The organism is Dyella monticola (assembly GCF_003363155.1).
GTDB lineage: Bacteria > Pseudomonadota > Gammaproteobacteria > Xanthomonadales > Rhodanobacteraceae > Dyella_B > Dyella_B monticola.
Genome location: NZ_QRBE01000008.1, coordinates 1 through 24084, shown reverse-complemented (window position 1 = coordinate 24084; position 24084 = coordinate 1). Strand labels below are relative to the sequence as shown.

The 24084-nt window shown below is 61.3% G+C and carries 17 protein-coding genes; 8 read left to right on the top strand and 9 right to left on the bottom strand.

The window, feature by feature from the left end; translation table 11 throughout:
* Nucleotides 1-58: 58 nt before the first annotated feature.
* From DWU98_RS13375 to DWU98_RS13360, 4 genes are all read right to left on the bottom strand, one after another.
* Nucleotides 59-1489, bottom strand: a complete 1431-nt coding sequence (locus tag DWU98_RS13375; RefSeq protein WP_115496074.1) for an aldehyde dehydrogenase family protein — start codon at nt 1487-1489, stop codon at nt 59-61.
* Nucleotides 1490-1491: 2 nt separating this feature from the next.
* Nucleotides 1492-3141 carry an acetolactate synthase large subunit gene (locus DWU98_RS13370; RefSeq protein ID WP_115496073.1) on the bottom strand — a complete coding sequence of 550 codons (1650 nt, stop codon included), beginning with the start codon at nt 3139-3141 and terminating at the stop codon, nt 1492-1494.
* A gap of 114 nt (nt 3142-3255) precedes the next feature.
* Nucleotides 3256-4623, bottom strand: a complete 1368-nt coding sequence (gene xseA, locus DWU98_RS13365; RefSeq protein WP_115496072.1) for an exodeoxyribonuclease VII large subunit — start codon at nt 4621-4623, stop codon at nt 3256-3258.
* Nucleotides 4624-4752: 129 nt separating this feature from the next.
* Nucleotides 4753-6207 (bottom strand): phospholipase D-like domain-containing protein, encoded by a 1455-nt coding sequence (locus DWU98_RS13360; protein WP_115496071.1) that lies wholly within the window; start codon nt 6205-6207, stop codon nt 4753-4755.
* A 61-nt stretch (nt 6208-6268) separates the two neighbouring features.
* On the opposite strand from DWU98_RS13360, the gene DWU98_RS13355 reads away from it, so the two are divergent.
* Together DWU98_RS13355 and DWU98_RS13350 are read left to right on the top strand one after the other, a co-directional pair.
* Nucleotides 6269-8206 (top strand): acetyl-CoA hydrolase/transferase C-terminal domain-containing protein, encoded by a 1938-nt coding sequence (locus DWU98_RS13355; protein ID WP_115496070.1) that lies wholly within the window; start codon nt 6269-6271, stop codon nt 8204-8206.
* 375 nt (nt 8207-8581) lie between these two features.
* Complete coding sequence (locus DWU98_RS13350) at nt 8582-9397, top strand: HD-GYP domain-containing protein (protein WP_115496069.1); 816 nt, start codon at nt 8582-8584, stop codon at nt 9395-9397.
* Here the strand turns inward: DWU98_RS13350 and aat are convergent.
* The 3 genes from aat to trxB all read right to left on the bottom strand — a co-directional run bounded on the left by aat (nt 9381) and on the right by trxB (nt 12368).
* Complete coding sequence (gene aat / locus DWU98_RS13345; protein ID WP_115496068.1) at nt 9381-10130, bottom strand: leucyl/phenylalanyl-tRNA--protein transferase; 750 nt, start codon at nt 10128-10130, stop codon at nt 9381-9383. The two genes, DWU98_RS13350 and aat, sit on opposite strands and share 17 nt — an antisense overlap.
* Nucleotides 10127-11263, bottom strand: a complete 1137-nt coding sequence (locus tag DWU98_RS13340; RefSeq protein ID WP_115496067.1) for a GNAT family N-acetyltransferase — start codon at nt 11261-11263, stop codon at nt 10127-10129. Before DWU98_RS13340 ends, aat begins: the two co-directional genes overlap by 4 nt.
* 145 nt (nt 11264-11408) lie before the next feature.
* Nucleotides 11409-12368 carry a thioredoxin-disulfide reductase gene (gene trxB, locus DWU98_RS13335; protein WP_115496066.1) on the bottom strand — a complete coding sequence of 320 codons (960 nt, stop codon included), beginning with the start codon at nt 12366-12368 and terminating at the stop codon, nt 11409-11411.
* A 257-nt stretch (nt 12369-12625) separates the two neighbouring features.
* Between trxB and DWU98_RS13330 the strand changes: the two genes are divergently transcribed.
* Nucleotides 12626-14959 carry a DNA translocase FtsK gene (locus tag DWU98_RS13330; protein WP_115496065.1) on the top strand — a complete coding sequence of 778 codons (2334 nt, stop codon included), beginning with the start codon at nt 12626-12628 and terminating at the stop codon, nt 14957-14959.
* Nucleotides 14960-15335: 376 nt separating this feature from the next.
* Nucleotides 15336-15989 carry an outer membrane lipoprotein periplasmic chaperone LolA gene (lolA, locus tag DWU98_RS13325; protein ID WP_115496064.1) on the top strand — a complete coding sequence of 218 codons (654 nt, stop codon included), beginning with the start codon at nt 15336-15338 and terminating at the stop codon, nt 15987-15989.
* A 126-nt stretch (nt 15990-16115) separates the two neighbouring features.
* Here lolA and DWU98_RS13320 read toward each other — a convergent pair whose 3' ends face one another.
* Nucleotides 16116-16820 (bottom strand): acid phosphatase, encoded by a 705-nt coding sequence (locus DWU98_RS13320; protein WP_115496063.1) that lies wholly within the window; start codon nt 16818-16820, stop codon nt 16116-16118.
* Nucleotides 16820-19072 (bottom strand): TonB-dependent receptor, encoded by a 2253-nt coding sequence (locus DWU98_RS13315; RefSeq protein ID WP_115496062.1) that lies wholly within the window; start codon nt 19070-19072, stop codon nt 16820-16822. Before DWU98_RS13315 ends, DWU98_RS13320 begins: the two co-directional genes overlap by 1 nt.
* 485 nt (nt 19073-19557) lie before the next feature.
* Between DWU98_RS13315 and DWU98_RS13310 the strand changes: the two genes are divergently transcribed.
* The 4 genes from DWU98_RS13310 (at nt 19558) to DWU98_RS13295 (ending at nt 23787) form a co-directional block, all read left to right on the top strand.
* A complete protein-coding gene (locus DWU98_RS13310; protein WP_115496061.1) occupies nt 19558-20916 on the top strand; it encodes a replication-associated recombination protein A in 1359 nt (452 codons plus the stop codon).
* A 266-nt stretch (nt 20917-21182) separates the two neighbouring features.
* Nucleotides 21183-21764, top strand: coding sequence for a hypothetical protein (locus DWU98_RS13305; RefSeq protein ID WP_115496060.1), 582 nt, complete (start codon nt 21183-21185; stop codon nt 21762-21764).
* Between the two features lie 368 nt (nt 21765-22132).
* A complete protein-coding gene (serS, locus tag DWU98_RS13300) occupies nt 22133-23413 on the top strand; it encodes a serine--tRNA ligase (protein ID WP_115496059.1) in 1281 nt (426 codons plus the stop codon).
* Complete coding sequence (locus DWU98_RS13295) at nt 23410-23787, top strand: LrgA (protein WP_115496058.1); 378 nt, start codon at nt 23410-23412, stop codon at nt 23785-23787. The genes serS and DWU98_RS13295 overlap by 4 nt, the downstream gene beginning before the upstream one ends.
* Nucleotides 23788-24084: the final 297 nt, after the last annotated feature.

The following is a 24084-nucleotide window of genomic DNA, read 5'->3' as shown; positions in this document are numbered from 1 at the left end:
AGCACACGCGATTATTCGCGGGCTATTTCCGAAGGGAATAGGGAGTCGTCCGCACGATTTACATCCCCCGCATCACCATCAAGCGAATCTCCGTCATGTCCTCGATCGCATAGCGCACGCCTTCGCGCCCGATGCCCGAAAGCTTCACGCCACCGTACGGCATATTGTCCACGCGGAAACTGGGCACGTCGTTGACGATCACGCCGCCTTGTTCCAATTCGTTCCACGCGCGCATTGCATGAGCGAGGCTGTCGGTGAAGATGCCGGCCTGCAAGCCGTAATCGGAATCGTTGACCATCGCGAAGGCATCTTCGATGCGCGCAAAAGGCACGAGCAGGGCGAATGGGCCGAACGCTTCCATGCGATTGACCTTGGCATTCTTGGGCACGTTCTCCATCAAGGTGGCATCGAGCATGTTGCCCTTGCGCTTGCCGCCACACAGTATCGTGGCACCGGCTTGCTGTGCTTCGTTGATCCAGCCTTCGAGTCGCTGCGCGGCGGCCTCGTCGATCATCGGGCCGAGGAAAACGCTCTTGTCCTTCGGATCGCCGGCCTTGAGCTGCTGCACAGCGTGAACGAGCCGCTGTTTGAGGTCGTCGTAAAGCGACGCGTGCGCATAGATGCGTTGCACGCTGATGCAGCTTTGCCCCGATTGATAGAAGGCCCCGAAGACCAGGCGCTCGATCACCTTATCCAAATGGTCGCGCTGGTCAGCATCCACGATGCAGGATGCATTGCCACCCAGCTCCAGCGTCACCTTCTTGTGCCCCGCGTGGGCTTTGAGATCCCAGCCGATTTGCCCGCCCGTGAAAGAGAGCAGTTTCAGGCGTTCGTCTTGCACCAGCGGCGATGCATGCTTGCCATCCAGTGTAAGCACGGAAAACGCGCCCTTGGGCAGATCCGTTTCGGCCAGCACCTGGCCGATGATCAAGGCGCCGATCGGCGTTTTTTCCGACGGTTTCAACACAAACGGACAACCGGCCGCAATCGCCGGCGCCACTTTGTGCGCAACCAGGTTCAAGGGGAAGTTGAACGGCGTGATGAACGACACCGGCCCCAGTGGTACGCGCTGCGTGTAACCGCGATAGCCATCCAATCGCCCAGCGAGCTCCAGGTTCAGGGTTTCCCCGTTCATACGCACCGCTTCTTCGGCGGCGATGCGAAACGTTTCGATCAGCCGCGTGACTTCGCCAGCCGCATCTTTGATCGGCTTACCGGCTTCGATGCACAGTGCCATCGCCAGCTCATCGTGGCGCTCCTGGAAACGCTTCGCGCAATGCTGGAGCACGGCTTGCCGTGCCCACGGCTTGACGTTTTTCATCGGGCCCGCGGCGTGTACCGCGGCACGAATGGCTTCCTCCGTGGCTTGATCATCCGGTACGGCCACGCGCGTGGCGATCTCACCACTGTACTTGTCGTACACCTCCATCGTCGTCGAGGAGGTGCGCGGCTCGTTGGCCAGGTAATAAGGGTAGGTTTTGTCGAGCATAATCACTCCTTCACGGCCGCGCTCAAGCTGCGGATTTCCTCGTCGAGTACGCGGTGATTGTCGGAATAGTCGATGGCCAGGTCGATCAGATGCACGCCACCCTGGTCGAAAGCGCGCTGCAAGGTGGGTAGGAATTCCTCGGCGCTTTCGGGCCGATGCCCATGCGCACCGTGCGCCTGGGCAAACAGTACGAAATCGGGATTGCCAAACTGCATGCCGTAGTCGGCGTAACCCATGTCGGCCTGCTTCCACCGGATCATGCCGTAGGCATCGTCGCGTAGCAGCAAGATCACCAGGTCGAGCTTCAGGCGCACCGCTGTTTCCAGCTCCTGCGCATTCATCATGAAGCCGCCGTCACCGCAGATCGCCAGCACGTTGCGCTCCGGGTACACCATCTTGGCCGCCATCGCCGAGGGCAGGCCTGCGCCCATGGTGGCCAGTGCGTTGTCGAGCAGCACGGTATTGGGTTGTCGCGCTTTGTAATAGCGCGCGTACCACAGCTTATACATACCGTTATCCAGGCAAAGGATGCCATCGTCCGGCATGAAGCGCCGCGTATCGGCCACTATGCGCACCGGATGCATGGGAAAGCGCGTCTCGTCAGCATAGTTGCCAAGTTGTACCTGAAACGCTTTGCGCACCTTGTCGAAGTAACGGAAATCCCAATGATGCTGCGCCGTCAGCGCATCGGTCAGCCGCTCCACCGTGTGCGCGATATCGCCCACCACTTCGATCTGCGGGAAATACACCGTATCCACTTCGGCCGAAGAAAAGTTGATGTGGATGACCGTCCGCCGTCCGCGCTGCATGAAGAACGGGGGCTTTTCCACTACGTCATGACCGACATTGATGATGACGTCGGCCGCATCGATTGCGCGGTGGACGAAATCGCCATCGGAAAGCGCGGCATTGCCGAGCCATAGCGGGTGATCTTCATCCACCACGCCTTTGCCCATCTGCGTGGTGAAGAAGGGAATGCCCAGCTTGTCGATGAATGCGCGCAAGGCCACGGCGGTGCGTTGGCGATTGGCGGCTGCCCCGATCATCAGGATCGGATGCCGGGCATTGCTGATGGCTTCGGCGGCTTGCACCAGGGCTGCATCATCCGGTGAGGGGCGGCGCGCGTATTCGGTCGGCAGCAGGATCGCGCCTTCAACGCTATCGCGCGCGATGTCTTCGGGCAGTTCCAGATGCACGGCGCCCGGGCGTTCTTCCTCCGCGCGGCGAAAGGCTTCGCGGATGCGCGCCGGAATCGTCGGCGCCGAAACGATCTGGCGGGTGTATTTGGTGAGCGGCTGCATCATGTCCACCACATCCACCAGCTGGAACAAGCCTTGTTTGTGCGTGCGGATGGGTTTTTGCCCGGTGATCATCAGCATCGGCATTGCACCGAGCTGGGCGTAGGCAGCGGCGGTTACCAGGTTGGTGGCCCCGGGACCGAGTGTGGAAAGGGCGACGCCTGCTTCGCCGGTGAGGCGGCCCCAGGTTGCGGCCATGAAGCCCGCGGCCTGCTCATGCCGGGTGACGATAAGGCGAATGGACGACTCACGCAGCGCTTCGACCAGATCGAGGTTTTCCTCGCCCGGCACGCCGAAGATGCAGTTCACGCCTTCGGCCTCCAGCGCTTTCACAAACAGGGATGCTGCATTCATTGCACCGTCTCCGTGGAGATACAGATGCTATATGTACCGCAATGTTCGATTCGTGCGGGAAAGCGTTTGATTCGCGTGAAGAATGGATGCGTGAGGCGTTCCGGCAAAAAGGGCTTATTCCTTGCTCACCCGCAATGCCAACTCACCATCCGCAAGCTTTGCCCGCAACGGCGTATCGACGGCTACGTTTTGCGCCGAGCGCAGCACCTTGCCATCCGTATCGAACAGGATCGCGTAACCGCGTTCCAATGTAGCCAGCGGACTGATGGCGTGCATGGCGCGTGCAGCCTGCTGCACATTCAGTCGCTCGCGTTCCAGCCGGTGCTGGATCATGTGGCGCAGATGCAGCGCATGTTGTTCCAGCTGTTGCCGCAACAAGGTGACACGCTGGCGCGGATGTTGTGCAAGCAAGCGCGCATGCACGCGGTCCAGGCGTACGGTTTTCTGCGTCAGATGCGCCAGGCGGCAGGCGAGCAAGCGGCGATGCAAGTGCAGCAGCCGATCGCGATCGCGTGCGAGCCGTGCCTGTGGACGCTGCGCCTGCAAACGCGTCAGCAAATGATCGACGCGCTGGATACGCGCTTGCAGGCGGCGTTCGTGAATGGCCAGGACGCGTTGCTGCAACTGTTGCAGATGACGTCGCTGCGCGAGGATATCCGGCACCAGCAGCTCTGCCGCCGCTGAAGGGGTGGGCGCACGCAAATCGGCAACGAAATCCGCAATGCTGAAGTCGATCTCGTGTCCGACGGCGCTGATCACTGGCACCGGGCTCGCGTGGATGGCGCGCGCGACCTGTTCATCGTTGAAGGCCCATAGATCTTCCAGCGAGCCACCTCCGCGCGTCAGCAGCAGCACGTCGTAGCGGCCGCAGGCGGCAGCCTTGCGCAACATCGCCACGATCGCCGGCGGCGCTTCACGACCTTGTACGGGCACGGGTAGCACATCGACATCGACCAGTGGCCAGCGTCGTGCTATCACGCTTAAAACGTCGCGAATGGCCGCACCGGTCGGCGATGTGATCACGCCGATACGGCGTGCGAAGCGCGGCATCGGGCGCTTGCGTTCCTGTGCGAACAGGCCCTCGGCATCCAATTGCGCCTTGAGTCGCTCGAACTCGCGTTGCAGTGCACCTTCGCCAGCCGGCTCCATATGTTCGGCGACAAGTTGGAATTCGCCGCGCGGTTCGTACAACCCCACGCGCGCGCGCAGCAGCACGTGCATGCCGTCGGCTGGCTTGAAACGCAGGGTGGCGCTCTTGGTCTTGAACATGGCGCAACGCACCTGCGCCATGCTGTCTTTCAAGGTGAAATAGAGATGGCCTGAGCTTGGCCGCGCCACGTTGGACAGTTCACCTTCGATCCAGATCAGCGGCAGCGCATCTTCCAGCAGCCCGCGCACCAGCCGGTTGAGTGTGCTGGGCGTGAGAACCTGCCGAGGCGGTCGACCGCCGGCACCTTCGCTGGAGTCATCTGGCGCGTGCATGGGGGCGGGAGACTAGCACGAATGGCTTGGAGAACATTCCATTGCCGGCGGGTCTGCAGGCAATCCATGATTCACGTTGCATAAGTTGCTGATCTTTCTGAAAGAGGCGACGCTGGCTGTATGGTTGGATCAGGTTTCGTCGGACTCACGCCTACCGCGCAGGTGTCGCGCGCGGCGCTTGCGTAGCCGCCACGCGCGGATGCCGGTGTTGATGGCGAACCAGAACGCAAGCGCCGCGATGGGCCAGCCAATGACCGCCGGCCAGAACGCCGCGACCGCGGCAAGAACGACGAGTACGAGCGTGACGCTGATCAGCGCGCCGGCTTGGGTATCGCCCAGCACGCGCCGTTCGGTCAGCGCAGCGCTCACGGTATTGGCGATACGCAGGGCGCCGGCCGCCGCACGGCCGGAGCTGCCGCCCACGTGGCGCGGCTGCTGCGGTCGTGATTCGCTGCTGCGCACGCGTTCACCGCGCCGGTGCCGGCGTGGCGCGAGCACGATTTCGGTGGCGTTCTCCAGATCCTTTTCGTATTGCGCGGCCAGTTGCGTGGCAAAGCCTTCGTCCTCGATCGCCACATCGATCTCGCGGTTGTTCAACCAGCTGACGAGATTGAGATTGGACGAACCTACGCGCGCCCACAGGCCATCGGCCACCGCGGTCTTGGCGTGCAGCATCGAGCCGTTCCATTCGAACACGCGAACACCGGCTTTCAGCAACGGTCGATAGCCCGTGCGGGACATGCTGGCGACCAGTGGAATATCGCTGCTGCCGGGTACCAGCAGGCGCACATCCACGCCGTCGCGTGCGGCGGCCGAGAGGGCCTGCACGTAGGGTGCCACGCCTACGAAATAGGCATCGGTGAGCCACAGGCTTTTGCGTGCCATCGCAGCGATCATCTGATCAAGCCGATACATGCCGGCGGTGGCCGGCTGCGTGGCGATGACGCGCAAGGCGATGTTGCCGGCGGTGGTTGCCTGCATAACCGGCGCATGGATCGGATGCGATGCGCCCGCCGCCATCCAGCTATCGCCAAACGCCGCTTCCAGTTCCACCACGGCCGGCCCGCGCAGGACTACGCCGGTATCGCGCCAGGGCGGCACGTTGCGCGAGGCATTGCCCAGCCACCTGGCGCTGAGGCATACGCCAGACAAAAAGCCCAGGCGGCCATCCACCACCAGTTGCTTGCGGTGGTCGCGAGTCATCCATCCCAATGCCTGCCCGAACTGCGGCGGATTGAACGCGCGAACTTCACCACCGGCGTCGCGCAGAGGTTTCCAGAAGGCCGAACCGGATTGGCCAAGGCAGCCCAGCCAGTCCACGATCACCGCGACGTAAACACCGCTGCGCGCGCATTCGGTGAGCGCATCGCGAAAAGCCCGGCCGATGTCGTCGTTCCGTACGATGTAGTTTTCCAGCAGCACGCGCTGCTGTGCACCGCGGATAGCAGCCAGCCAGGCATCGAAATGCTGTTGTGCATCGATCAGCAGATCCACCTGGTTGCCGCCGATCAACGGCGCACCGGCTGCACGGCTCAGTGCCTGTTCGGCGAGTATCCGGTTTGGCGCGGGGGATGTTGAAACCATGGCTGCAGTTTATCGATGGCAATGACATGCCAAGCACCTGGAGAACTGGCATGATCGGCCCATGTTGCCAGAGCAACGCTTTACGGACACCGATGCCTGCGCGCGCCTGATCGTCGAGCGGCTGGGCGCCGACCTGCGTATTGCCGCCCCGCTGGGCCTGGGCAAGCCGCACGGATTGCTCAACGCCTTGTATAGCTTGATGCTGGCCGACACCTGGCGCTCCATGACGCTTTACACCGCGTTATCGCTGATGCGACCGCACGCCAAGGGACGGCTTCAGACGCGCTTCCTGGCGCCGTTCGTGGAGCGGCATTTCGGCGCCGATTGCGTCGACCCGCAGTACGCGCTCGATCAACTGCAAGACACGCTTCCACCCAACGTTGCCATACACGAGTTCTACATGCAGTCCGGTGCCTTGTTGCATTCGGGCAGTGCGCAGCGCAACTACATCAGCCAGAATTACACGCACGTTGCGCGTGATCTCGTCGTGCAGGACATCAACCTGCTGGTGCAGCTCGTTTCGCGCCGCGACACGCCCGCCGGAACGCATTACAGCCTGTCGTGCAATCCCGATCTCACGCTGGATTTTCTCGATCGCGTGAAGGCCGCCGGCAAGGCGCGGCCGTTGTGTGTGGCGGTGGTGCATCCGGCGTTGCCCTATATCGGTGGCGAGGCGGAGGTGCCGCAGGATTTCTTCGATATCGAATTGGCACCGGTGCCATCGGCGCCTCTGTTTTCAGTGCCCAGGCTGCCGCTGGACGTGGCCGAGTACGCGCTCGGCATGCATGCCAGTGCGTTGGTGAAAGATGGCGGTTGCCTGCAGATCGGCATCGGCGTTCTCTCCGATGCACTTGTGAAAGGCCTGTTGCTACGGCAGCAGGACAACGTGGCGTGGCGTCGGATATTGGTAACACTGGATCCGCACGGCGCCACGCATACGCTTGCCGGGCGCATCGGTGGGCTCGGTGGATTCAGAGCCGGCTTGTACGGCTGCAGCGAAATGATCATGGATGGTCTCATGCACCTGGCCAAGGCCGGCGTGATCAAGCGGCGCAGTTGGGACAATCTCGCGCTGGAACGCGCCGCGGCGGCAGGGCGTCTGCCTGATGACGTCCCCGGCGGACATTATTTGCGCGGCGCGTTTTTCCTCGGTTCGCGCGATCTTTACGACTGGCTGGAAACCACCGTTGGAAGCGATCCGGATGCGATCGACATGTGCCGCGTTTCCAACGTGAATCAGCTTTATGGCGATCATCAGGCTCTGGCGATGTTGCAGCGTCGGGGCGCACGTTTCTTCAACACCTGCATGATGTCGACGCTGCTCGGCGCGGCCATTTCCGAAACGTTGGAAGATGGGCATGTCGTGAGCGGCGTGGGTGGCCAGTACAACTTCGTGGCCATGGCGCACGAACTGCCCGATGGCCGCTCCGTGCTGCTGCAACGTGCGACACGCGCAGGGCGCGGCGGCGTGGAAACCAATATCCGTTGGCATTATGGTCAATGCACCATACCGCGTCATTTGCGCGATATCGTGGTGAGCGAATACGGTGTGGCCGATTTGCGCGGCAAGAGCGACAGCGAGTGCATCGAAGCGATGCTCGCCATCAGTGACGCACGCTTCATCGATGTCTTGGCAGCTCAAGCCAAATCGCACGGCAAGCTTGCGGCGGATTTCAGGATTCCCGAAGCGTGGCGACAACATCACCCGGATGCGCTGCACAAAGCATTGGCCAAGCCGATGCGCAAAGGCGTGCTGCCGACCTTTCCATTCGGCAGCGACTTTACCGAGGTGGAACAGCGCTTGTTGCCTGCGCTGGAATGGTTGCAATCCTCGAGCGCCACGTGGAAGGGGCGATGGCAATTGCTCAAGGCGCTATGGCAGCCCGGCGAAGCTGTTGCGCACGAGCCGGCGGCACTGGAGCGGATGGGCTTGGCTGTGCCCGCAAGCGCCGTTGATCTGCTTTATCGCCGATTGTTACAGGCCGCATTGCGGCGCTAGGCACATGGCACGAATGCGTTCGCCAAAAATTTGACACACAACGCATGATGGCGTGCGCGTTTTGAAGGCGGCGACGGATATCCGTCGAAGAATGTCGTGGATATGTCTTTTCTGTGTGTTGATTTTGTCTAGAAATTCACGTCACGCAGTGGATGATGCGGAAAAGTGGCACATGGGATTTTGTGCCCTCCGAAGCAGAATGCGTGTCCAGGGATGCAATAGGGGGAACAAGCTGTGGCGTTGGAATCGTTTTGCGGTCGACGCTTGCCTGACGCTCGGCCGGATCCGTTTTTTTGTTTGTGGTTGGCATTGATTCGAGGCCGCGTGGTGCGAGGCGTCTTGCGTGCCGATCGCCTCGCGCTCTCGTGAAGGCTTATGAAAAAGCTCAGTCCGCAGCTACGCACTGCCGCCACATACATGCTGCTTGCCGCGGCGTGGATCTGGTTTTCGGGCCAGTTGCTGGGCCACCTGGTGCATGATCCCCGGCGTATCGTGCTGTTTCAGATCTTGAAAGGGTGGGGCTTTGTTCTTGGTACCGGCGTGTTGCTGTACTGGATGATTGGTCGTACCGTGCATCGCATGGACGACATCAACCGACGTCTTGTGGCGAGCCACGAACAAACCTTGCGTGTGCTGGTGGAAGCCATGGATATCCGCCACAAGGAAACGAGCGATCACTCCGAGCGCGTGGTGCGCATGGCACTTGGGTTGGCGCAACTGGTCGGCGTGGAAGGCGATGCCTTGCGCGACATCAAGTTCGGCGCACTGCTGCATGACATCGGCAAACTCGCGTTGCCCGATACGATTCTGATCAAACCCGCCAAGCTCGACGATGAGGAAACGCGCGTGATGCGCACGCATCCGCGCATGGGCTACGAAATGTTGCAGCGGATCGATTTTCTACGCGGCGCCAGCGCGATTCCCTATAGTCATCACGAGCGTTGGGATGGCACCGGTTATCCGCAGGGTCTAAAGGGCGAGCAGATTCCGCTTGCGGCACGCATTTTCAGCGTGGTGGATGTGTGGGATGCGCTGAGCTTTCAGCGTGTCTACAAACCCGCATGGCCCGAACCTGAGGTGTTGCAATACTTGCGTGATGTGGCGGGACATCAGCTCGATCCGCATCTGGTGCGGCTTTTTCTGGACAACTACGTGCCGCTGAAAAAGCTGGCGCTCAACCCGTCGTCGTAAACGATTTGCCGTCGACAATCCATTGCGCCGGCACGGCCGGCAATTGCCGCCAGCGATCCTGGTCAAACGGTGCCGTGGTCAAGTGCGCAACGTTTTTGAGAAATGCCGCGCGCGGCATTTCCAGCGCACCCAGGCCGAGCAAATGATCATTGCTGACCTGCGCATCGATGAGCGGGAACTCCCACTCGCGTAACAGCGCGGCGAGCGCGTACAAGGCGAGTTTCGATCCGCCACTGCATGCGCTGAACATGGATTCACCACAGAAGAGGTGCCCCAGAGAAACGCCGTAGACGCCGCCGACGAGCCGATCTTCATCCCACACTTCCACGCTGTGCGCATAACCGGCCTCATGCAGCGCACTATACGCATCGATCATGGCGGGGCTGATCCACGTGCCGGACTGTCCTGTGCGCGGTGCAGCGCATGCTTCCATGACGCGGCCGAATGCGCGATCCACGCTGATGTGCCATAAGGTGCCTTTGAGTGCCCGGCGCAAGCTGCGATTGGGCCGCAGATGATCGGTATGGAACACGCAGCGCGGATCGGGTGACCACCACAGGATCGGCTCACCCTCGTTGAACCATGGAAAAATGCCGTGCGCATACGCTGTCAGCAACCGGGACGGCGACAGATCGCCGCCAAACGCTAACAGCCCGTTGGGTTGGAGAAGCGCGCTGCGCGGATCGGGAAAGCGGTCCGTGGCGTGATCGTCGAGCCGGGGCAGGCGGATCATTGGCGGCTATAGGGGCTATGGTCGAGGAGTTCCTCGGCGTAAGCGTCCATGCCTTCGCGTTCATGTGCAAGCGCCAGGCCCACGGCGGCGCGAAAGCCTTCGTGCAGCAGGTAATGGCGTGATTGCGTGCGCACCGGCAAGAAGCCGCGTGCGAGCTTGTGTTCGCCTTGGGCGCCGGGCTCGAAGCGTTGCAGTTTCTGCGCGATGGCGTATTCGATGCCCTGGTAATAGCACAGTTCGAAATGGAGATCGGGCATGTCGACGCTCGCGCCCCAGTAGCGCCCATAGAGCGTGGTTGCGCTACGTAGCATGAGCGCCATCGCGACGATGTCGTCGTCCTGACGCGCGAGCGCGATCTGTACGGCGTTGCCAAACTCCTTGCGCAGGTATTGGAAGAACGCTTCGGTCAGTGCGGCATGATTGCCTTTGGCGTCGAAGGTGGAGGTGTACAGCGCGTGCACACGGCGCCAGTCGCGTGCACTCAATGCTTCGCCGCCGACCATGCCGATGTGCAGGCCGTGCATCGCCGCGCGCCTGCGTTCGTGCAGAATGTTCTTGCGCTTCTTGTGATTGAGCGCCGTTAGAAAGGCCTGAAAATCGGCATAGTCGTGATTGTGCCAATGAAATTGCACATCGCTGCGCGCCATCCACTTGCCGTCGAACGCAGCGGCGTCCGCGTCGCACAGGAAGTTCGCGTGGATCGATGAGAGCTGCAGGCGTTCAGCCTGCTCCTGCATTGCTTGCACCAGCAACGCCCGCAATGCGGGTGCGTGCTCAGTATCCGTGCCCGTCAGCAGCCGCGGTCCGGTGACGGGCGAGTAGGGCACTGCGTTGAGCAGTTTGGGGTAGTACTGGCCGCCCGCGTTTTCCCAGGCACTGGCCCAGCTCCAATCGAACACGAACTCGCCGTGCGAGTTACCTTTCAGGTACAGCGGCGCGGCGGCCAGCAAGCTCCCCTTGCGATACAAACCCAGGTGATGGGCTTGCCAGCCCCATTCCAGGCGAATGCATCCACTGCGTTCGAGGCCGGCGAGAAAGGCGTGCGAGAGAAAAGGGTTGTCATCGGGGCGCAGGGCGTCCCATGCCGAGGCGGGGATGTCGTCGATGTTGTCGTGGAAGCGGGCTTCGATCACGTTCTTTTCGGCTCCCTCTCCCGAGGTATATAGCTGCAGATTTCCGGGAGAGCTTACTGGCGCCTCGCCGGAATGACGGCGAGGTGAGGTTCAGTACTGCCGCCAGGGTTGTTTCACCCTTCATAACGCGGACGAAAGCAGAACGTCAAACCTTCCCGTTCTGATCCAACCACCGCTCCGCATCCAACGCCGCCATGCAGCCGAAGCCTGCCGATGTCACCGCCTGGCGGTACACGTGATCGGCCACGTCGCCGGCGGCAAACACGCCAGCTACCGAGGTCATTGTCGCCATGCCTTCCAGGCCACTGCGAATCTTGATGTAGCCATCGTGCATGTCGAGCTGGCTTTCGAAAATGCCGGTGTTCGGCGAGTGGCCGATCGCCACGAAGAAGCCGGTCGCTTCGATATCGCGCGTGGCGCCACTGTTGACGTCTTTCACGCGCACGCCCGTCACGCCGGTTTCGTCGCCCAGCACCTCGCCGATGGTGTGATTCCACACCAGTTCGATCTTGCCGGCAGCGGCTTTTTCGAACAGCTTGTCCTGCATGATCTTCTCTGCGCGCAACTTGTCGCGGCGATGCACGAGGTAGACCTTACGGCCGATGTTGGCCAGATACAGCGCTTCCTCCACGGCGGTATTGCCACCGCCGACAACCACGATGTCCTGTTCGCGGAAGAAGAAACCATCGCACGTGGCGCAGGCCGAGACGCCTTTGCCTTTGTAGTGCTCTTCGCTGGGAATGCCTAAGTACTTGGCGGTGGCGCCGGTAGCGATGATCAATGCATCGCAGGTGTACTCGCCCGAATCACCCTTCAGGCGGAACGGGCGCTGCGAGAGGTCGGCGCTATGGATGTGGTCGAACACCATTTCCGTTTCGAAGCGCTCGGCGTGTTCGGCCATGCGCTGCATCAGTTCCGGACCCTGCACGCCCTTGACGTCGCCGGGCCAGTTGTCCACTTCGGTGGTGGTCATCAGCTGTCCACCCTGTTGCAACCCCGTGATCATGGTCGGCTTGAGATTGGCGCGCGCGGCATACACGGCGGCGGTGTAGCCGGCGGGGCCAGAGCCGAGGATCAGCAGGCGGCTATGCTTCGGGGTGGTCATTGCTATAATCCTTAAGGGGTTGCAGGCGATTTGTTAAGGTAGTTCTTGGATTGCCGCAGGGCCTTTACCGGCGCCGCGGGAGTTCGCAAGGATGGGGAAGTCCAGGGGGCTATTCAAGGTCGTGTGATGGCGGTCGAGCAACGCCTGGCGCGGCCGCTGGTAGCAAAACGACCGAATCGGTGTCTTCGCTACGCGTCCCTTGTGCCCTGTACACTGCAGCGCGCAATTCATTTCGAACCTGAAGGAAACACACCCCGGTGGCGGCGCGTAGCGCAAACGTACGAAAAGAAAAGGTAAAGCCGGCCCTCAGCGAGGAAGTGAAGCGGCGCCTGCGCGAGGCTGGCGCGTTGCTGCTCCTGCCGCTGGCCCTGTATCTGCTGGTCTGCCTGTTCAGCTATGACGCGGCCGATCCAGGCTGGTCGCATGCCGACACCAGCGGCCACGTGCACAACCTCGGTGGCACGGTCGGCGCCTATATCGCCGATTTGCTGCGTTATCTGTTTGGCAGCGTGGCGTACTGCTTCCCGCTGCTTTTGATGTTCCTGGGCGTGAAGGTGCTGCGCAACCATGGCCTGCGCAGCGTGCAGCCGTGGGAACCGTCGCTGCGCCTGATCGGCTCGGTGTTCTTTTTCATTACCGCGCCGGGCTTGTGCTGGCTGAACTTCCCCGACAGCAGCATGGGGCCGGAAGGTGCTGGCGGCGTGATTGGTCGCGCGGTCGGTCACGGTTTGCTGCGCGCATTCGGCGACAAGGGCGCACCGTTGTTGTTGTTGGCGATTTTTCTGGTGGCGATCACGCTCGCCACGGGGCTTTCCTGGTTCAGGGTGATGGATCTGACCGGGCAGGGCGTGCTGAAACTCGCCGCCTGGTTCGGCAGCAAGCTGCGCAAAGCGCCCGAAGTCATCGCCGCGCACCAGGCGCGTGTCGAGCGCGAGGTGGTCAAGAAAACCGAAGCGATCAAGCAGGCCAAGCGCGAACCCGTGCGCATCGAGGCACCTGCCGCTCCGGTGGTGAAAAGCGAACGCGCACGCGTGGAAACCCAGATACCTCTGTTTGTCGGCGCCGCGCAGCCGGGTGAACTGCCGCCGCTGTCGCTGCTCGATGAAGCACCCGAACAAGGGCCCGGCTATTCGGAAGAAACGCTGGAAGTGCTCTCGCGCCAGGTCGAGCTCAAGCTCAAGGACTTCCGCATCGAGGCCAAGGTGGTGGGTGTTTATCCCGGCCCTGTGATCACCCGGTTCGAGCTGGAGCCGGCGGCGGGCGTGCGCGGCAGCCAGGTGTCCAGCCTGGACAAAGACATCGCGCGCGGCCTTTCGGTGGTCAGCGTACGCGTGGTGGATGTGATTCCGGGCAAGAACGTCATCGGCCTGGAAATCCCCAACGTCAAGAAACAGGTCGTTTACCTGTCGGAAATCCTGCGTTCCGACAAATACGACCAACAGAAATCGCCGCTCACGCTGGCACTGGGCAAAGACATTGGCGGGCGCGCCATGGTGGCCGATCTGGCGAAAATGCCACACCTGCTGGTGGCCGGTACCACCGGTTCGGGTAAATCCGTGGCGGTGAACGCGATGGTGCTGAGCTTGTTGTACAAGGCCAGCGCCAAAGACGTGCGCATGATCATGATCGACCCGAAAATGCTGGAACTTTCGGTGTACGAGGGCATCCCGCATTTGCTCGCGCCGGTCGTGACGGACATGAAGGAAGCCGCCAACGCTTTGCGCTGGTGCGTGGCCGAAATGGAGCGCCGCTACAAGCTGATGGCCGCGGTGGGCGTGCGCAATCTCGCCGGCTTCAACAAGAAAGTGAAGGACGCCGAGAACGCCGGCCAGCCGTTGCTCGATCCGCTGTTCCGTCCCAACCCGGATATGCCCAACCAGGTGGCCGAGCCGCTGGAGCCGCTGCCGTACATCGTCGTGATCATCGACGAGTTTGCCGACATGATGATGATCGTCGGCAAGAAAGTGGAAGAACTCATCGCACGCCTGGCACAGAAGGCGCGTGCCGCGGGTGTCCATCTCGTACTTGCCACGCAGCGCCCGTCGGTGGATGTGATCACCGGTTTGATCAAGGCGAACATTCCCACGCGTATTGCGTTCCAGGTGTCGAGCAAGATCGATTCGCGCACGATTCTGGATCAATCAGGCGCGGAAACGCTGCTCGGTCACGGTGACATGCTGTATCTGCCGCCCGGTACCGCGACGCCCGAGCGCGTGCATGGCGCATTCGTGGACGACCACGAAGTGCACAACGTGGTGAACTGGCTCAGGGCTCAGGGCTCGCCGCAATACATCGAAGGCGTGCTGGAAGAAGTGCAGGCCACGAGCGATGGCAAATTCATTAACGACGCCGGCTTGCTTCAGGATGGCGAAGAAGGTGGCGGCGATGCCGACGCGCAGCTTTACGATAAGGCCGTGCGCATCGTCACCGAAACGCGGCGTGCTTCCATTTCAGGTGTGCAACGCCATCTGCGCATCGGCTACAACCGCGCCGCGCGCCTGATCGAGCAAATGGAGCAGGACGGCGTGGTCAGCGCGCCGCAGCACAACGGTAATCGTGAAGTGCTGGCGCCGCCGCCGCCCAAGCATTAATTAACTACTGCGCAATCTGCTCCCTCCCCTACGTGTAGTAGGGGAGGGTCAGGGCTGGGTGAACCAGCCTCGCGGTAAATCTCAGCAGTGCGACAAGCTCATGCAACCCCACCCCAGCCCTCCCCTAGATGCAGGGGAGGGGGCACGCCGCCACTCGCTCCCTCCCCTACGTGTAGTAGGGGAGGGTTGGGGTGGGGTGAAGCAACCTCGCGGCGAAGCTCAGCAGTGAGGCAATCTCATACAACCCCAACCCAACCCTCCCCTGCATGCAGGAGAGGGAGCACATCGCGATAATTAGAGATCATCCATCGTCACACCTGCATTAAGCCTCTCAGCCGCACACTTGCGAAATGCGCTCCACCAGGAACGGGAACCCATGAAACGCCTCCGCTTTGCCGCTCTCCTCATCTTGCTCGTAAGCAGCGTGGCCCAGGCAGCCACCGGCCCCGCCCGCGCGCGCCTGGATGCCTTCGCGCAAGGCTTGCACGCGCTTTCGGGCAACTTCAGCCAGACGCTTATCGACCCCAGCGGCAAAAGCCTCAACAGCAGCGGCACGCTAGTGCTGCAGGCGCCGCGTCAATTCCGCTGGGACACGCTTGCGCCCTCCAAGCAAACCATCGTCGCCGACGGCAGTCGCGTGTGGTTGTACGACCCGGATCTGGAACAGGTCACGGTGCGCAGGCAAGACACGGAAGAAGCCCACAGCCCGCTGACGGTGCTTACCGATCTGTCGCAGCTGGACAAAGAATTCCGCGTCACCGAGCAAGGTGAGCACGATGGGCTGCAATGGCTGCGCCTCACGTCCATTGGGCAGAACGCGCAATTTGCTTATGCCGATCTTGGCTTCGATGCCAATGGCCTGGCGCGCATGCAGTTCAAGGACCAGCTCGGCTCCGTCACGGATATCCGTTTCTCCAACTGGAAGCGCAACCCTGACATTCCGCCGCAGGATTTCAACTTCACGCCGCCTAAAGGCGCGGATGTGATCGGTGACCTGCCGGAACTTACCACGCAACCGTTGAAGAATTGATCGGCACCGCATGGTCTGCCAGCTGCCGCGTTACGCATGGATCAGCGGCTTGCTTGCGCTAGCCGCTTAATGCAGCCCTTCCTGGCCGTCATTCCCGCGAAAGCGGGGAATGACGGCCTTTAAGCATTACCTCTGCGTGGGAGTTGCCGACAACCCCAGCGCATGCCGCAACTCTGCACGCGCCGCGTTGTAATCCGCCTGCCATTGCGGATCACGCAATATCTCCGCCGCAATGACGGTTCCGGCAATCTTGCCGGCTTCCACGTCGCTGGGAAAATGCACGCCCATCACGATGCGGTGTTCGCCGTACAACTGGGCCCGCGCAAAGATCGCCGCACGCTTTTCCGGCAGCATGTTGGCCAGCAGAACCGCCGTGGTATAGCCGAACGTGGCATGCCCGCTGGGGTAGCTCCAGTCGTCGGGCTTTTCCTTGGACAACGGCTGCACCTGGCTGGATACCACCGACGGGCGTGGGTGTTTCCAATACAGCTTGGCCTCTTTCACCTCGGCCTTGTCGAACTTGGCAATGCGATCGAAGAACGCCGCGGTTTTCGGCAGCGTCGTCGGCTGTATCGTCAATCCCAACGCATCGCCAAAGCGCGATACGGAACGCACTGAATCGGCCTTGGCGGCTGCGGCGTCCTCGGCATTCCGCGAATGCTGCGCGGCCAATACGGCTTGCAGGTCGCGTTGTGCCGCTGCCGAACCTGCTGCCGGCGGAGGCGGCAGCAGGTTCGGCAGTTCCACGGCGACGGGGGAAGCACCGTCGCCGTAGGCCACAAGGGGCTGGCCGATAAACAACAACGACAACAACAACGTTGCGTACTTCATCAGAACAGATCCGCCGAAACGGTGAAGTTGAAGTTACGCCCCGGAATCGTCCAGAACAACGGCGTGCTGTCCGCAACGGTGGTGCCGGCCAGGGCATTGATGGCCGTGTTGTTGAACAGGTTGTTGATCTGGAAGCCGATCTTGAAATCCTTCACGTCGGTGATGTGCGGATCGAACTTATAGCTGGCGGCGAAGTTGGTGACTGCATAGCCGCCGATCGGCGTGTCGTCGTTGGCGTTGGCGGTGTAATAGGTCTTGCCCACAAACTTGTCGACCAGCGATGCGTAAACGGGGCCATTGTCGAAAATGAAGCCCAGCGCGGCGGTCTTGTGCGGTGTGTTCGGATTCCACGTGTTGTCGGCGGTTTGAATGGCGCGGTTGATCGATCCGTTGGCGTAAACGCTGAAGCCGCCGCCCAGCATGTATGTGCCTTCCAGTTCGACACCCTTATAGTGCACGCCGCCACCGTTGTAGAACTCCGTAATTCCACCCACTTTCTGGCTTTGGACGAAGTTGTTGAAGTTGATCTTGTAGACGTCACCCGACAGGGTCAGGCGATCCTCGGTCCACGTGGTGCCGAGCTGAAGGTTGGTGGTCTTTTCCGGCTGTATCGCAGCGTCGGAAACCGCCGGATTGGGCACATAGAACAAGTTGAGGTTAGGTGCCAGATAGCCCTTGGCCCACTGGGCATAGGCCGACCAGTTCGAGGTAAACAAATAGTGGAACGCAAGCGATGGCAGCGTGGCATTCCAATCCTTGGAATAATTCAGCGGGGTTTCTGTTTTCTGGTTCACCGGTGCATTGATGTCGCGCTTGAAGTAATCGTATTTTGCGCCGCCGACCAGGTACGCGTTGTCGGTGATGTTCCACTGGTATTCAATGAACGGCTGGATCGTGACCAGCGAGTCATACATCAGGCGATCGGCTGCAGCCATCTGCAGCGTGGAGGCGCCGGGATCGACCACCGGATTGAGTTTGTCGAGCGTGTCGTCGAACTCATAGAGCCAGCGAATGTCGTCCTGGTGGTCGTACCACACGCCCGTACGCGCTTCGCCCGGGCCGATTTCCTTGCTCAAGCGGAAGATGTCGCCCCAGGAGCGATTCGTATTGCGCATGTGCTGGCCGGGTACGTCATCAGCGCTATAAAACGTGCCATTGGGCGTTTCGCCATTCGGATCTTCGCCGTTGAAGCCGAAATGGTTATAGCCATAGGTGTAAGCCTTGTTGTCGATGGTCCAGCCATCGAACTCCGAATGCAGGCCGATATAACCGAAGTTGGTGTTGATCTGATCCTCGTTGTAGCGGTAGTAAGCCTGGCTGCTCGGATCATTGTTCAAGGCGTAATTGACGCCGTACTGCGCAATCTGCGCTTTGGTGGCGCCGAAGGGTACGTACTGGTTGAGCTTGTTCGCCATCGCGGCGAAGGTCAACGTGGTGTTTTCGCCCAGCGGCTGCACGACCTTGGCGAATACGCTCTGGCGGCGCTGACCGGCATCGCTGAGATAGCCGTCCGAACTGCCGTTCTGTATGTTGATCACGGCGCTGGTGCCGCTGTTGTTCATGGCGCCCGTGTCGATGCGGGCGCCTTCGATGGCGGTGTCCCAGCTGCCAAAGCTGATGTACGGGTTGATGTTGAACTTCTGCTCCGGACTGATCGAATCCACCGAAATGGTGCCGCCGAATGTCGCATTGCCAAGCGTGCCGGCCGTACCTGGGCCGCGATCAACCACGACGCTGTTGGTTTCCTGATTCGTGAAATACGACGTGGAATGGTGCGTGAAGTCGTTGGAGTCCATCCACGGAATCCCATCGAACGTCACGTTGTATTGGCCGTCCTGGAAGCCGCGGATGGAAACGACCGGCGCTTCCATCAGGCCGGAGCCGTTCGGCGTTACGGTGTAGACGCTGGGCGAGATGGCCGCGATATCGGTGTAATCGCCGGTCGGCGCAATGTTTTCCTGAATGAATTTGGTGCTGATAATCGATTGCGGTTCCGTGGCGATGGTGGAGCCTTGCGTGGGTGCCAATGAGGTCACCGCCGAATTGGCCGTTACCTGCATGCCGGCAAGCGTTTTTGCATTATTCGACGAAGGCCCGTTATTCGTATTGGAAGTGGCTCCCGGACCATTTGTCACAGTATTTGTAGTAGTGGTCGCATCCTGCGCCGACGCTGGATGGGCGATAGCCAGTGCAAGGCAAATGGCCAGATAGGCCGGGGAACGGCGATACAGCGCATGTGTGGAAGATGTCATTGTTTTTTTCCGGTATCGGCGGGTGGTAGAAAGCCCGACACCGTAGAGCTGCTTTATGACACTTCCGTAACGTTTGTATTAAAAGGATAAAATTTCGGGCACGAAAGAAAATGCGCTAAGCGTTATCTAAGGTTGGAATGATTTCTGTAATGAATAATGCCATTTTTAGGCAGTTTTTGAATAACGCCATTAATCCAATATAAGCGAAAAATAATAATTGAAAAGCTATTGCCAATGACGATGACTCATAGTGAGCGCACGCCCAGCGCGGTGCGCCCCATCTCCATCGTCCTAACGTAGGCCGCTGCGCGCATAAATTGGCCAGAAAGTAACGCGCCCTCATGCCCACGAAGCGAGCATCCATGTTCGATGTTGCATCGGGGCAACATGGATGCCCGCTTTCGCCGGCATGACGACCAGAACCAAAACACTGTCATAGCAACACGGCCGCGCTCGGGGTAGGGCAGGAAAGCCCATCACGCCGAATGTCCTATCATCGGCCGATGGACCCACGCGATACCCCCCACACCGCGCAACTCTTCGGCACCGATGCGGAAGATCTAAAACCCCTGGCCGAACGCATGCGGCCGCGCACCCTGGACGAAATCGTCGGCCAGCAACGTCTGATGGCGCCAGGCAAGGCGCTGCGGCGGGCGCTGGAAGCAGGCCGCGTGCATTCCATGGTGCTGTGGGGTCCGCCCGGCTGCGGTAAAACCACGCTGGCGCTGCTGGTGGCGCGCTATGCCGATGCGGATTTCCGCGCCATTTCCGCCGTGCTTTCCGGTCTGCCGGATGTGCGCAAGGCACTGGCCGAAGCCGAAGGCAATTTTGCGCAGGGCAGGCGCACGGTGTTGTTCGTGGACGAGGTGCACCGCTTCAACAAGGCGCAGCAGGATGCGTTTCTTCCGCACATCGAGCGCGGTGTGATCATCTTCATCGGCGCCACCACCGAGAACCCATCGTTCGAGCTCAACTCCGCGCTGCTTTCGCGTTGCCGCGTGCACGTGCTTGATGCAGTATCCGTGGACGATATCGTCGCCGCGCTGGAGCGCGCGCTTAACGATGCCGAGCGCGGCCTCGGCGCCTTGCAACTCACCGTAAGCGATGGCGCCTTGCAGCTGATTGCGCACGCCGCCGATGGCGATGTGCGCCGCGCGCTCACCTTGCTGGAAATCGCCGCCGAGCTCGCCGAAGACGGCGTCATCGGCGAAACCACGCTGGAGCAAGTGCTGGCCGATCGCACGCGTCGCTTCGACAAAGGCGGCGAGCAGTTCTACGACCAGATCTCCGCCTTGCACAAATCCGTGCGTTCATCCGACCCCGACGCCGCCGTGTACTGGCTCGTGCGCATGCTCGATGGCGGCTGCGATCCGCTCTACCTCGCACGCCGCATGACGCGCATGGCGGTGGAAGATGTCGGCCTGGCAGAACCGCGCGCATGGCGCATGGCTTTGGATGCGTGGGATACCTACGAACGACTCGGCAGCCCCGAAGGCGAACTGGGCCTGGCGCAATTGGCCATCTGGCTGGCCATTGCACCCAAGAGCAATGCCGCCTACATGGCGTACAACAAAGCGCGCGAGGTCGTCGGCCAAACTGGCACGCTGGATGTACCCATGCATCTGCGCAACGCGCCGACGCGCTTGATGAAAGGCCTCGGTTACGGCAAAGGCTATCAATACGATCACGACGCGGAGGGTGGCATTGCACTTGATCAGCAGTGTTTGCCTGATGCGTTGGCCGGCACCGAGTTTTATGAGCCGGTCGAACGCGGGCTGGAACTGAAATTGCGCGAGAAACTGGTGGCGTTGCGTGAGGCGAGGAAGCAGGCGCGCGGGAAGTAGCAGTTGGGCTCGTTCTGGTTGAAAGCAAAGATATCCACGCTCGCTGTGAAGCCTGCGTGCCACTCACCGTCATTCCGGCGAAAGCCGGCCCCGGAGGGGTGAGCGAAGCGAATCATCCATCGTGAACGCGCAGCATAGATTCCAGCCTTCGCCGGAATGACGCCGAGGAAACTCACCCCATCGTCGCAACCCCAAGCCCCCAGCCATTTGCACTTCGCCCCGTACACCCCTAGATTCCCACCCATCCACGAGCGGAGGGCAGTGCCATGCGCATCCTGGTAGCAGCAATCTTCGGCGGCATCGTGATGTTCATCTGGGGCGGCGTGGCGCATATGGTGCTGGGCCTGGGCAACCCCGGCATTCTTCAACCCGCGCATGAAGACGTCGTACTAAGCACCCTGCACGAAGGTCTCGGCGCCGCCCCGGGCGTCTACATTCTCCCCAGCTTCGATCCCAAGCAGTGGAACAACCACGCTGCCAGGGCCGCCTATGCCCAGAAAACGGCAAGCTCGCCGTACGCCTGGGTGGTCTACCTGCCGCAAGGCGACGACATGACCGACATGCACCGCCAGCTCCCGCGCCAGTGGGCGTCCGACACGTTGGCGTCGCTGGCGTTGGCCTTCGTGATGGGCCTGGCCGCATTCGGCTTCGCCAGACGCATGGGGATTGCCGCAGCGGCAGCGATATTCGCCTGGCTCGCCGTACTGGTGCCGTACTGGACGTGGTACCGCTTTCCCGCCGCAATGGCCTGGGCTGCGCTGGTCGAGCAGCTTATCGGCTGGCTGCTGGCCGGGGCGGTGATGGCCTGGTGGATGGGGCGGCAGGAGCGCAAGGCGGCCACAGTCTGATTCAAAGTCGTCCCGCAACGTGGGTGAGCAGCCCTTCCGTGCCCGTGCGCTGAATGCAGGTGCTCATCCAAAGGTACATTTTTACCTCATCGTCATTCCGGTGACTTCCACGTCCCCATGCCAATGGATGATTCGCTTCGCTCACCCCTCCGGGGCCGTCCTCCGGACGTTCCCGCACTTCGCGCTCCGTGCGGCCTTCGCCGGAATGACAGTGAGGAACAAGGAGAAGGCGAGGCAAGTCACGCAAAGGTCTCCAACCAGCGCCAGGCCCCCAGCAGCGCCCCCGTTCGCCAACACCGCCCCCGCGTTGCGACACCCGCACCCCCACAGCGATAATCCAACGTTCTCGCCATCCCTCTGGATCAGACATGCTGGACCCTGCACTGCTGCGTTCGCGCCTGGCCGAAACCGCCGCGCGCCTTAAGGAAACCCGAGGCTTCTCCCTGGATGTGGCCGCCGTCGAGGCGCTGGAAAGCCAACGCAAGCAGCTCTCCACCGAAACGCAGGAACTGCAGAACCTGCGCAACACCCGCTCCAAAGCCATCGGCCAGGCCAAGGGCAAGGGCGAGGATGTCTCCAGCCTCATGGCCGAGGTCGCCGGCATCGGCGACAAGCTCAAAGCCAACGAACACGCGCTCACCGACGTGCAAGCCAAACTCGCCCAGATCGCCCTGGGCATCCCCAACATTCCGCACGAATCCGTGCCGCTGGGCAAAGACGAAAACGACAACCAGGAAATCACCCGCTGGGGCACACCGCGCCAGTTCGATTTCGCCGTGAAAGATCACGTCGACCTCGGCGAGCGCCACGGCTGGCTCGATGGCGAAACCGGCGCCAAGCTCTCCGGCGCACGCTTCACCGTCATGCGTGGCCAACTCGCGCAACTGCATCGCGCACTCGCGCAATTCATGCTTGACCTGCACACGCGCGAACACGCCTACCTGGAATGCAACGTACCCTTGCTGGTGAACGCCGACAGCATGCAAGGCACCGGGCAACTGCCCAAGTTCGAAGAAGACCTGTTCGCCACGCAAGTAGGCGACACCAAGCGCTACCTCATCCCCACCGCCGAAGTGTCACTCACCAACCTCGTGCGCGACACCATTCAGGACGCCGATGCACTGCCGTTGCGCCTCACCGCACACACACCATGCTTCCGCGCCGAAGCCGGCAGCTACGGCCGCGACGTGCGCGGCATGATCCGCCAGCACCAATTCGAAAAAGTGGAAATGGTGCAGATCGCGCGCGCCGAGGATTCCTACGCGCAGCTGGAAGAAATGGTCGGCCACGCCGAAACCGTCCTGAAAAAGCTTGGGCTCCCTTATCGCAAAGTGATGCTGTGCACCGGCGACATGGGCTTCAGCGCCGCCAAAACCTACGACCTGGAAGTGTGGCTGCCCAGCCAGAACGCCTATCGCGAAATCTCCAGCTGCTCCAACTGCACCGATTTCCAGGCCCGCCGCCTGCAGGCGCGCGTACGCAACCCGGAAACCAACAAGCCCGAACTCGTGCACACACTCAACGGCTCCGGCCTCGCCGTAGGCCGCACGTTGATCGCCGTGATGGAGAACAACCAGAACGCCGACGGCTCCATCACCGTGCCCGAAGCCCTTCGCCCCTACATGGCCGGCGCGGAGCACATTGCATGACCACGCAGGCGAGCCGTTCCTGGGACAAGGTGGAGTTCTACACCAGCTACTTCCTCATGCTCGTGCTCGCCTCCGTTATCGGCACGCGGTTGGCTTTCGCCAGCGTGTGGGAACTTCCCACCGTCGACCTGGTGCTCAGCATCACCGCATTGGTGCTGGTAGTCGCCAGCTTCTGGATCGCCCGCAAGCGCCGAAGCTGGCGCCTGTGGATCATCGCCTTCGCCACCGCCACGCAGCTGCTGCCGATGGTGCTGCGTCACCCCGTTATCCTGTTCCCGCTGCTGGGTGCGCTGATTCCCGTGGCGATCCTGCTGTGGGCGTTGATGTCGCTGTCGCGGAAGGGCACAAATGGCCCGACAGCACGCGGTTCCTGATAGGATTAGCCCCCTCGCGAGTTCGACCTCTACACGATCGACCGCACAGAATTCGGAGAGATGGCCGAGTGGTTTAAGGCAGCAGTCTTGACGCGGAGGCAGGACGCCGGAGCGAACATCGGCGAAGCCGATGGCCCCGAAGGGGCAGAGGGCAGGATGCCCGGAGTCAAACTGCCGTAGAGGTGCGCAGAGCGCACCTGCTCGCAAAGTACAACGGAGAGATGGCCGAGTGGTTTAAGGCAGCAGTCTTGACGCGGAGGCAGGACGCCGGAGCGAACATCGGCGAAGCCGATGGCC

Coding starts and splice junctions, on each gene's coding strand:
- DWU98_RS13375 (WP_115496074.1), bottom strand. CDS start 1,489: ATGCTCGACAAAACCTACCCTTATTACCTGGCCAACGAGCCGCGCACC.
- DWU98_RS13305 (WP_115496060.1), top strand. CDS start 21,183: ATGCGCATCCTGGTAGCAGCAATCTTCGGCGGCATCGTGATGTTCATC.
- DWU98_RS13295 (WP_115496058.1), top strand. CDS start 23,410: ATGACCACGCAGGCGAGCCGTTCCTGGGACAAGGTGGAGTTCTACACC.
- DWU98_RS13350 (WP_115496069.1), top strand. CDS start 8,582: ATGAAAAAGCTCAGTCCGCAGCTACGCACTGCCGCCACATACATGCTG.
- DWU98_RS13355 (WP_115496070.1), top strand. CDS start 6,269: ATGTTGCCAGAGCAACGCTTTACGGACACCGATGCCTGCGCGCGCCTG.
- aat (WP_115496068.1), bottom strand. CDS start 10,130: ATGATCCGCCTGCCCCGGCTCGACGATCACGCCACGGACCGCTTTCCC.
- trxB (WP_115496066.1), bottom strand. CDS start 12,368: ATGACCACCCCGAAGCATAGCCGCCTGCTGATCCTCGGCTCTGGCCCC.
- serS (WP_115496059.1), top strand. CDS start 22,133: ATGCTGGACCCTGCACTGCTGCGTTCGCGCCTGGCCGAAACCGCCGCG.
- xseA (WP_115496072.1), bottom strand. CDS start 4,623: ATGCACGCGCCAGATGACTCCAGCGAAGGTGCCGGCGGTCGACCGCCT.
- DWU98_RS13310 (WP_115496061.1), top strand. CDS start 19,558: ATGTCCTATCATCGGCCGATGGACCCACGCGATACCCCCCACACCGCG.
- DWU98_RS13315 (WP_115496062.1), bottom strand. CDS start 19,072: ATGACATCTTCCACACATGCGCTGTATCGCCGTTCCCCGGCCTATCTG.
- lolA (WP_115496064.1), top strand. CDS start 15,336: ATGAAACGCCTCCGCTTTGCCGCTCTCCTCATCTTGCTCGTAAGCAGC.
- DWU98_RS13370 (WP_115496073.1), bottom strand. CDS start 3,141: ATGAATGCAGCATCCCTGTTTGTGAAAGCGCTGGAGGCCGAAGGCGTG.
- DWU98_RS13320 (WP_115496063.1), bottom strand. CDS start 16,820: ATGAAGTACGCAACGTTGTTGTTGTCGTTGTTGTTTATCGGCCAGCCC.
- DWU98_RS13360 (WP_115496071.1), bottom strand. CDS start 6,207: ATGGTTTCAACATCCCCCGCGCCAAACCGGATACTCGCCGAACAGGCA.